Annotated in this window: 7 protein-coding genes; 3 read left to right on the forward strand and 4 right to left on the reverse strand. The window is 73.2% G+C overall.

From position 1 onward, the window contains the following. Nucleotides 1-83 precede the first annotated feature (83 nt). The 3 genes from ACFV4G_RS24280 to ACFV4G_RS24290 form a co-directional block, all read right to left on the reverse strand. Nucleotides 84-2,303, reverse strand: a complete 2,220-nt coding sequence (locus tag ACFV4G_RS24280; RefSeq protein WP_380443730.1) for an NADP-dependent isocitrate dehydrogenase — start codon at nt 2,301-2,303, stop codon at nt 84-86. A gap of 164 nt (nt 2,304-2,467) precedes the next feature. Further along, nucleotides 2,468-2,815 (reverse strand): DUF4180 domain-containing protein, encoded by a 348-nt coding sequence (locus tag ACFV4G_RS24285; protein ID WP_380443732.1) that lies wholly within the window; start codon nt 2,813-2,815, stop codon nt 2,468-2,470. A 1-nt stretch (nt 2,816) separates the two neighbouring features. Further along, nucleotides 2,817-3,236: a helix-turn-helix domain-containing protein gene (locus ACFV4G_RS24290; protein WP_380443734.1), complete on the reverse strand. Its 420-nt coding sequence runs from the start codon at nt 3,234-3,236 to the stop codon at nt 2,817-2,819. A 237-nt stretch (nt 3,237-3,473) separates the two neighbouring features. Between ACFV4G_RS24290 and ACFV4G_RS24295 the strand changes: the two genes are divergently transcribed. The 3 genes from ACFV4G_RS24295 (at nt 3,474) to ACFV4G_RS24305 (ending at nt 5,578) form a co-directional block, all read left to right on the forward strand. Continuing rightward, nucleotides 3,474-3,791 carry an SAV_915 family protein gene (locus ACFV4G_RS24295; RefSeq protein WP_380443736.1) on the forward strand — a complete coding sequence of 106 codons (318 nt, stop codon included), beginning with the start codon at nt 3,474-3,476 and terminating at the stop codon, nt 3,789-3,791. After that, nucleotides 3,788-4,114: a hypothetical protein gene (locus ACFV4G_RS24300; protein WP_380443738.1), complete on the forward strand. Its 327-nt coding sequence runs from the start codon at nt 3,788-3,790 to the stop codon at nt 4,112-4,114. The genes ACFV4G_RS24295 and ACFV4G_RS24300 overlap by 4 nt, the downstream gene beginning before the upstream one ends. Before the next feature lie 156 nt (nt 4,115-4,270). Further along, nucleotides 4,271-5,578 (forward strand): hypothetical protein, encoded by a 1,308-nt coding sequence (locus tag ACFV4G_RS24305; RefSeq protein WP_380443740.1) that lies wholly within the window; start codon nt 4,271-4,273, stop codon nt 5,576-5,578. 6 nt (nt 5,579-5,584) lie between these two features. Here ACFV4G_RS24305 and ACFV4G_RS24310 read toward each other — a convergent pair. Further along, nucleotides 5,585-6,112: EamA family transporter (locus tag ACFV4G_RS24310; protein WP_380443742.1), on the reverse strand; the 528-nt coding region annotated here is incomplete at its 5' end.

Consider the following 6,112-nt stretch of genomic DNA (forward strand, 5'->3'; position numbering starts at 1 on the left):
CCGGGGGCGGCGGGCCCGGCGGGGGCCGCCCGCCGGGCCGGGGGGGGGGCGGGGGGCCGCCCGGTGGTTCAACTCGGCCTTGGTCAGCCGAGGTTGGCCAGCGCGTCGTTGAAGGTCTTCGACGGGCGCATCACGGCCGCGGCCTTGGCCGGGTCGGGCTGGTAGTAGCCACCGAGGTCGACGGCCGAGCCCTGCACGGCGACGAGCTCCTCGACGATGGTCTGCTCCTGCTCGGTGAGCGCCTTGGCGAGGCCCTCGAACGCCTGGGCCAGCTCGGCGTCCTCGGTCTGCCCGGCCAGCTCCTGGGCCCAGTACGTGGCCAGGTAGAAGTGGCTGCCGCGGTTGTCGATGCCACCGAGGCGGCGGCTCGGCGACTTGTCCTCGTTGAGGAAGGTGCCGGTGGCGCGGTCCAGGGTGTCGGCCAGGACCTTGGCGCGGGCGTTGCCGGTGCTGGCGGCCAGGTGCTCGAAGCTCGCGGCCAGCGCGAAGAACTCGCCCAGGCTGTCCCAGCGCAGGTAGTTCTCCTTGACCAGCTGCTGGACGTGCTTCGGGGCGGAGCCGCCGGCGCCGGTCTCGAACAGGCCGCCGCCCGCCATCAGCGGGACGACCGACAGCATCTTGGCGCTGGTGCCCAGCTCCAGGATCGGGAACAGGTCGGTCAGGTAGTCGCGCAGCACGTTGCCGGTGACCGAGATGGTGTTCTCGCCGCGGCGGATGCGCTCCAGCGAGAACGTGGTGGCCTCGACCGGGGACATGATCTCGATCTGCAGGCCGGTGGTGTCGTGCTCCGGCAGGTACGCGTTGACCTTCTCGATCAGCACGGCGTCGTGGGCGCGCTCGGCGTCCAGCCAGAACACGGCCGGGTCGCCGGTGGCGCGGGCGCGGGTGACGGCCAGCTTGACCCAGTCCTGGATCGGCAGGTCCTTGGTCTGGCAGGCGCGGAAGATGTCGCCCGGCTGCACGGCCTGCTCCAGCACGACCTCGCCCTCGGCGTCGACCAGGCGGACGGTGCCGGCCTCGGCGATCTCGAAGGTCTTGTCGTGGCTGCCGTACTCCTCGGCCTTCTGGGCCATCAGGCCGACGTTCGGGACCGAGCCGATGGTGGCCGGGTCCAGGGCGCCGTGGGCGCGGCAGTCGTCGATGACGGCCTGGTACACGCCGGCGTAGCTGCTGTCCGGCAGCACGGCCAGGGTGTCGGCCTCCTGGCCGTCCGGGCCCCACATGTGGCCGGAGGTGCGGATCATGGCCGGCATCGAGGCGTCGACGATGACGTCGCTCGGGACGTGCAGGTTGGTGATGCCCTTGTCCGAGTCGACCATGGCCAGGGCCGGGCCCTCGGCCAGCTCGGCGTCGAACGAGGCCTTGATCTCGGCGCCGTTCGCCAGCGCGTCGAGGCCGGCCAGGATGCCGCCGAGGCCGTTGTTCGGGTTCAGGCCGGCGGCGGTCAGCGCCTCGCCGTACCGGGCGAAGGTCTTCGGGAAGAAGGCGCGCACGACGTGGCCGAACACGATCGGGTCGGAGACCTTCATCATGGTGGCCTTGAGGTGCACCGAGAACAGGACGCCCTCGGCCTTGGCGCGGGCCACCTGGGCGGCCAGGAACTCGTTCAGGGCGGCGGCGCGCAGGACCGAGGCGTCGACGACCTCGCCGGCCAGCACCGGGACCTTCTCGCGCAGGACGGTGGTGGTGCCGTCCTGGCCGACCAGCTCGATGCGCAGGGCGCCGTCGGCGGTGATCACGGCCGACTTCTCGGTGGAACGGAAGTCGTTCTCGCCCATGGTGGCGACGTTGGTCTTGGAGTCGGCCGACCAGGCGCCCATGCGGTGCGGGTGGGTCTTGGCGTAGTTCTTGACCGACAGCGGGGCGCGGCGGTCGGAGTTGCCCTCGCGCAGGACCGGGTTGACGGCGCTGCCCTTGACCTTGTCGTAGCGGGCGCGGACGTCCTTGTCCTCGTCGGTCCGCGGGTCGTCCGGGTAGTCCGGCAGGGCGTAGCCCTGGGCCTGCAGCTCGGCGATGGCGGCCTTCAGCTGCGGCACGGAGGCCGAGATGTTCGGCAGCTTGATGATGTTGGCGTCCGGGGTCTTGGCCAGCTCGCCCAGCTCGGCGAGGGCGTCACCGATCCGCTGGCCCTCGGCCAGACGCTCCGGGAAGCTCGCGATGATCCGCCCGGCCAGGGAGATGTCGCGGGTCTCCACGCGCACGCCCGCCGTCGAGGCGTAGGCCTGGACGACCGGCAGGAACGAGTAGGTCGCCAGGGCCGGAGCCTCGTCGGTGTGCGTATAGATGATGGTCGAGTCAGTCATCGAAACTCCGCTTCACGTCTCCAACGTCTTGACGTCAAGATATCTCGTCCCGGCCCCCTCGCTCCACCTCCCCCCGCCCCGGAGCGCGCGCCGGGTGCCCCGGGGGCGCGCCGGCGGTCGGTTCCACCGTCGTCCCGGGGCGCCCGCACGGCAACCGGAGGGGGCTAGCCCGCGGCGAACCTGGCCGCCAGCTCGGTCTCGTCGGCCAGGAACCAGAGCTGGGTGCCGCGGTTGCTCTCCCGGACGAAGTCGCGCAGGGCGTTGCTCCCGGCCACGTGGTGGGCGATGTCGCCGAGGACGACGAGACCCATCCGGTAGTTGACGAACTTCTGGACGATGCCGCCGGCGACGCGGGTGCTCAGCGCGAAGAAGTCCGGGTGCAGCCGGGCCGCGGGCACGATCACCCAGGTCGCCTCCCGGCCCCAGGCGTCGGCGATCGCGTCCATCGCGTCCTGTTCACTGCGGAGCGGGGCGCCGTCGGCGGCCAGCCGGAGGAACGTCGGGTCGGACATGTCACAACTCCCTGGTCAGCGTGTGGACGATGGTGAGCACCGCGGCGGTGTCGGCCGGATCACCGAGGATGACGAGTCGCAGGGTCTGCGCCTCCTCGTCGAGGACGGTCTCCACGTGCAGCGGCCGGCCGCCCTCGCGCGGGCCGGCGATGGCCGCGAGCACGGTGGTGGTCAGCCGGTCCGCCCGCGCGCGGTCGATCTCCTCGATCCGCACGACGGACGAGACCTCGGCGCCGCGCCCCCTGGTGCTCTCCGCGACGACCGGGGCGCCGGTGAGGGCTTCCAGGTCGGCGCGGGCGATCCGGTACTGCTTGCCGATCCTGGTCGCCGCGAGGCGGCCGTCACGGATGTAGCCGCGGACCGTGCGCACGTGGAGGCCCAGCAGTTCGGCCACCTGTTCCACCGAGTAGTACTGCGCCACCTGCAACCATCCTTCCCGACTTCCCTATCATCGCGCAAACTATCATTCGATGCGGATGTTTGGGGAAGGATACGGAGTGGTGTAGTCCAGTTGGGTGAGTCGGCCGTCAGGAGTGCGTCAACACGCCACCTCATTCGGTCAACGCTGCGTCAGGACCGGCGACGCACGGCCGATCCCGGCCTAGCTTCGAAGGGAGCAGTTCCGGCAGGCACCACCACTCCATTGGGGAGCACCCGCATGGCCCGCGTCGTCTGGCACGTTCCGGTCACCGTCAACCACCTCGGTCACGGCACCGGAAGCACGAACGCCCTCCGCCTCTTCCGCCTGCGCGACGGCCGCCGCTGCGCCGTCGGTTTCTCCACCCCCGAGGCGCTCACCGCCCTCCTCGGGCCGGACCAGGCCCACACCGAGCTCGGCGAGGCCGCCCTGCGCGAGCTCACCGCCCCGCTCGGCGTCGACGCCCTCGTCCTCGACCCGCGGCTGGTGGCCCCGCCCGTCGCCGCCCCCGCCGCACAGCCCGCCCCGGCCCCGACCGCACAGCTCCAGCACCGGTGACCGCCCTCCAACTGGTCCCGGGCGACGAGGAGCCCGCCGCAGGACGGCCCGAACCGGCCCGGGCCCTGCACGCGATCGCCCGGGTCAGCTTCGGGCCCGTCCCCCTCGACTTCGACCGCCTCGCGGCCGAGCACCCGGCCGTCCAGAGCGGCCTCGCCCTGGCCGGCGACGCCGACCTCGAACTCCGCCTCTCCTGCACCGGACCGGAGGAGCTGCGGGCCGTCGCCGCCGCCCTCCAGCGGGCCGGCGCGGCGCGCGTCCGCATCGACCTGGTCCTGCGCGCCCTCACGCCGGGGCCGCCGACCCTGCGGTCGGTGACCTGAGATCATTGGAGGCGTCAATCCCACTCAGCCGAAGGGAAGTTGGGAGATATTCCAGTAGCGGGCGGCCGTCCACCGCGCATAGTGTGCGTCCGTCCGCCATGGACACAGCCAAGGACCGTCTCCCAAGGCCCCTCTTCCTAGGAAGCTGGTGAGGACTTGTCCCGCTCCGCGCTCCGCCCCGCCCTCGGTACGGCAGCCGTCCTGGCCGCCCTGATCCTGGCCGCTCCCTCCGCTCTCGCCGCTTCCCCGTCCGCACCGGCGCCGGACCGGACCGACGACGCCGGCGTGTCCGTCGCGGTCTTCGGCGACGACACCCTGACCGAGGGCGGGCAGCTGACCGTCGACGAGCTGACCCGCGACCACGGCGTCGACCCCGGCCTCCTCCAGGCGTACGCCCGGGGCACCGCGCCGGACGACTCCGACGACTCCGCCTCCGACGACTCGGCCTCGGACGATGCCCCGGGCGCCGCCGCCCTCACCCCGCGGCTCGCCGGCGACCCGGCCTACGACCTGGTGGCCAGCTGGACCTCCAAGGACCACCGCACGGTCAACCTCCGCCGGGGCACCGCCACCTGGGGCTACACCAAGATCCAGCAGAAGCACAAACCTCACCGTCAGCGCGGTCCGCGCGACCACCCGCTACCCCGAGCCCGGCTGGCCGAAGCAGCAGTCGGCGACCACGTGGAACTACCTCACGCTGGTCAACCACGTCCGCTGCTCCGGCTGGGCCTGGTGGCGCACCTGCAAGGTCGTCGACTTCACCCACGTGCAGGTGACGGTGAACTACGGCAACGTCAAGGGCGTCATCACCGCCTACTGCATCGGCTACGCCGACCGCTGCCCGGACTGGGTGAAGAACGCCGTCAACGGCGCCTGACGATCGTTCCCACCGGTATGGAGCGACAACCCCGACTGCGACGCGGCGGCTTCCTGCGCGAGGCCGCCGCGCTCCAGCGCACCAACACCGACGGCACCCGCCGCCTGACCCGGATCGCCTTCCCCGCCGGCGGTGACGTCGCGATCACGACGACGGGCCCGGACCCGGCCGCCCACCTGCCGGTGACCGCCACGCGCGACGACCTCCACGCCGCCCTCGCGCCCGAGGGCGGCTGGGCCGCGCCGGACCCGGGCCCGCTCACCCGGCTCCCGGCCACCGCCCCGGCGCCGCCGCTCCTGGTCTGGGCCGACCTCCTGGACGACCTCGGCGACCTCCTCTTCACCCTCACCGGCTATCCCGCCGACGTCGGCCGCCCCGACCTCGTGCCCCGCCTGGACGCCGTGTCCCTCACCGGCGCGACGACCGCCGTGGTCGAGGTGACCGCCCTCGGCGCCGCCCACCGGATCCGCATCCCCCTGGACTCCGACGTCCCCCTGGTGGCCGTCCCCCTGGAGATCGCCGAACACCTGCTGACCGTCGACGGAACGGCCGCGACGGAGTGGGAGTACCCCGTCGCGGCCTCGTAGACCACGTCACTCCCGGGCGAGGGCCGCGATCGCGACGAGGAGCAGCGCCGAGCCGGCCAGCAGGCCCGCGGTGAGCGGCTCGCCGAGGAAGGCCACGCCGATCAGCGCCGCGGTCGCCGGTTCGAGCAGCACCAGCACGGCGGCCGTGGTGCCCGGGACGACGGCCAGGCCGGTGAAGTACCAGCGGTAGGCGAACAGCGTGGGCACCGTCCCGAGGAACAGCAGCGCTCCCCCGGTCAGCGCCGGGTCCCCCGCCGTCGGCAGGACGCCCTCGACCGCGGCGAGCGGCAGCAGGCAGAGCAGCCCGGTCGTGAACGCACCGGTGCCGGCCCGCGCCGAGCCGCCGCCGCGCGCCCACAGCGTGAGCCCGCTCTGCCCGGCGCCCGCCAGCAGCGCCAGGCCGACGCCCAGCGCCGGTCGCGGCCCCGCCGCCGGCGCGGCCACCAGCAGGGCCAGCCCGCCGAGCGCCGACACGACGGCGACGGCGGCCCCCCGGCTCCGGCGCTCGCCCACCAGAACCGGCGCGCCGCGGCT

Source organism: Kitasatospora sp. NPDC059747 (assembly GCF_042732955.1).
GTDB lineage: Bacteria > Actinomycetota > Actinomycetes > Streptomycetales > Streptomycetaceae > Kitasatospora.

What these genes read in the sequence shown, in the direction of transcription:
- ACFV4G_RS24280 (WP_380443730.1), bottom strand. Translation starts at nt 2,303, where the DNA reads ATGACTGACTCGACCATCATCTATACGCACACCGACGAGGCTCCGGCC.
- ACFV4G_RS24285 (WP_380443732.1), bottom strand. Translation starts at nt 2,815, where the DNA reads ATGTCCGACCCGACGTTCCTCCGGCTGGCCGCCGACGGCGCCCCGCTC.
- ACFV4G_RS24295 (WP_380443736.1), top strand. Translation starts at nt 3,474, where the DNA reads ATGGCCCGCGTCGTCTGGCACGTTCCGGTCACCGTCAACCACCTCGGT.